Origin of the sequence: Methylobacterium haplocladii (assembly GCF_007992175.1) — a bacterium.
Classification (GTDB): Bacteria; Pseudomonadota; Alphaproteobacteria; order Rhizobiales; family Beijerinckiaceae; genus Methylobacterium; species Methylobacterium haplocladii.
The window spans coordinates 1-1,836 of record NZ_BJZT01000062.1 but is presented as its reverse complement, the minus strand read 5'-3'; the positions used below and the strand labels follow the sequence as shown (position 1 = coordinate 1,836).

2 protein-coding genes are annotated in these 1,836 nt (G+C 60.0%); one reads left to right on the top strand and one right to left on the bottom strand.

The genetic code is table 11. The features are described from left to right. Positions 1-802, top strand: an 802-nt coding sequence (locus MHA02_RS21375) for a heparin lyase I family protein (RefSeq protein ID WP_147082552.1), incomplete at its 5' end; no start/stop codon positions are given. Between the two features lie 129 nt (positions 803-931). On the opposite strand, the gene MHA02_RS21370 is transcribed toward MHA02_RS21375, so the two are convergent. After that, the gene (locus MHA02_RS21370; protein WP_147082551.1) at positions 932-1,174 is read right to left on the bottom strand and encodes a hypothetical protein; all 243 of its coding nucleotides are present in this window, start codon (positions 1,172-1,174) and stop codon (positions 932-934) included. Between the last annotated feature and the right edge of the window lie 662 nt (positions 1,175-1,836).

Here is a 1,836-nt window from a genome sequence, read left to right as displayed (position 1 = left end):
GCTAGCCGCCACCTCCAAGTCCGATACGAAGGCCGATACGAAGGCGGCCACAGCAGGCACTATCGGTTTCCAAGAGCTGTCCATCGGCACAGCGATCACGATCGCGGGCCTGAAATGGGCCGCTCAAACGCAGTGCGTTCAGGCCGGTCCCGGGGGAACTTATCGATTCTCCGCAAAAGCCGGCGAGAGGGCCTCGTTCGATCCACCGCGCAAGATCCGGACGGAACTGGTCGGGCTGACACCGTTCGCCAAAGGCCAGGAGATCCGGCTGACCGGAACGTTCAACATCGATCCGAAATCGGTCTTCGTCGGCGCGGAATGGTGCTCGATCGTGCAGATCCATCAAGCGGACACCCGCCGCGCCGACGGGAGTTTCGTGAATGCGTCGCCCCTGTTCTCTCTCGACCTTGTTCCCGACCCAGCAACCGGCCGCCCGTACCTTCGGGTACTAGGAGAGACCGGCCGCGGAGAGCAAAAGACTTTCTCGCCAACCCGTATTCTCGGGACGCTCCCGCAAGTCGAACTCGGCAAAGACCACCATCTGGATCTCATCGTCGTCGACGGTCACGGCGACCGCGGCCGCATCGCCGTCTGGATCGACGGCGAGGTGCTGGTCGATCGTGCGGACATCCCGACCGGCTACGAATACGTGGACCTCCTTGCGGACGCATACAGGGTCGGTGACAGGCCGCAGCCGACCGCCGCCTATCTGAAGATCGGAATCTATGCGGGGAAGAGCACCGGAGATGTTCCGCCGGAAGCCGTGAACGTCGCGCTCACCTTCGCGGAAGCCCCTCGGTAGGCATTGGGCACTCGGGCTACCGTCGATCTCGCTGCCATGCCGGGATGCGATTTGCAGAAGCCGGGGTCCCGGCCTCCCCAGACCGCGATGGGCACACGAGGGCGAAGGTCGATCCGCGCGCGAGGCGGTTCAGCGCAGGCGCGAAAGAATCGAAGGTAGAACCGCCCGGATCAGCGAGCCAACAAAAAACGTCAGGTTCAAGATCACGAAGGTTGCGCCAGCTCTAAACAATGTTCCAGGCAATGGCTCGCGCTGAATGGCGGCCGCGACGCCAAATGCGACCGCAAATATCGAGATGACGACTACCAGACCTGGCCAACGAAGCGCGAAACCAGTCGTAATTCCGAGTCCTGCGATGCTGAGGTAGAACATGGGATAAGCGATGAAAGAACCCTCAGCCTACGGCGCCTGTCAAAACAAGCAAGCCAAAATCCCCAAGCAAAGAGAAATGTTCACGTTACCACGTCGCGAGGGTCGTGATCATGTAGGCAATCCAACAGAGGAAGGAGCCCCAGGCAGAGGTCGCAACCAAGCTAAGGCCGAAACCGAGCGGCAGGGGGAGGCTTCCAACGAGATATGCGGGATCGCGAGGCAGTGTCCGTCCAGCGCGGGACCGCGGCCAGTTTGGTGTATCGCCCATGACACCGGCCCATTCCTGATCAATAGCGCGATTTCCATCGCTAAAGCGCCAGGAAATCTCCTTACGGCATTTATATACCACATTCTCTTTCGCCGAACAGCTCAAATACTTCGGTAGAGAATACGCGATAGAACTCTCGCTCTCGCACGGGCCCTTGGGTATGCCGCCTTCGCACGGAAGCGACAATACCGTAGATTTTTTTAACCTATTCTATTTTTTGAAACTGGATTCCACTTTCCCGCATCATAGTCTAAGCGGCCTCACTGCTACGGCCGATACGGTTTCCGGCTGATCGGATCGTGCGAGAGAACCGCTCTCCTCCCCCGTGTGAGGCGGAGGTATAAGCTGGGGGGCCGACGGCACCGCTACGAGCGATCCTGAACCGCCCCCCCCC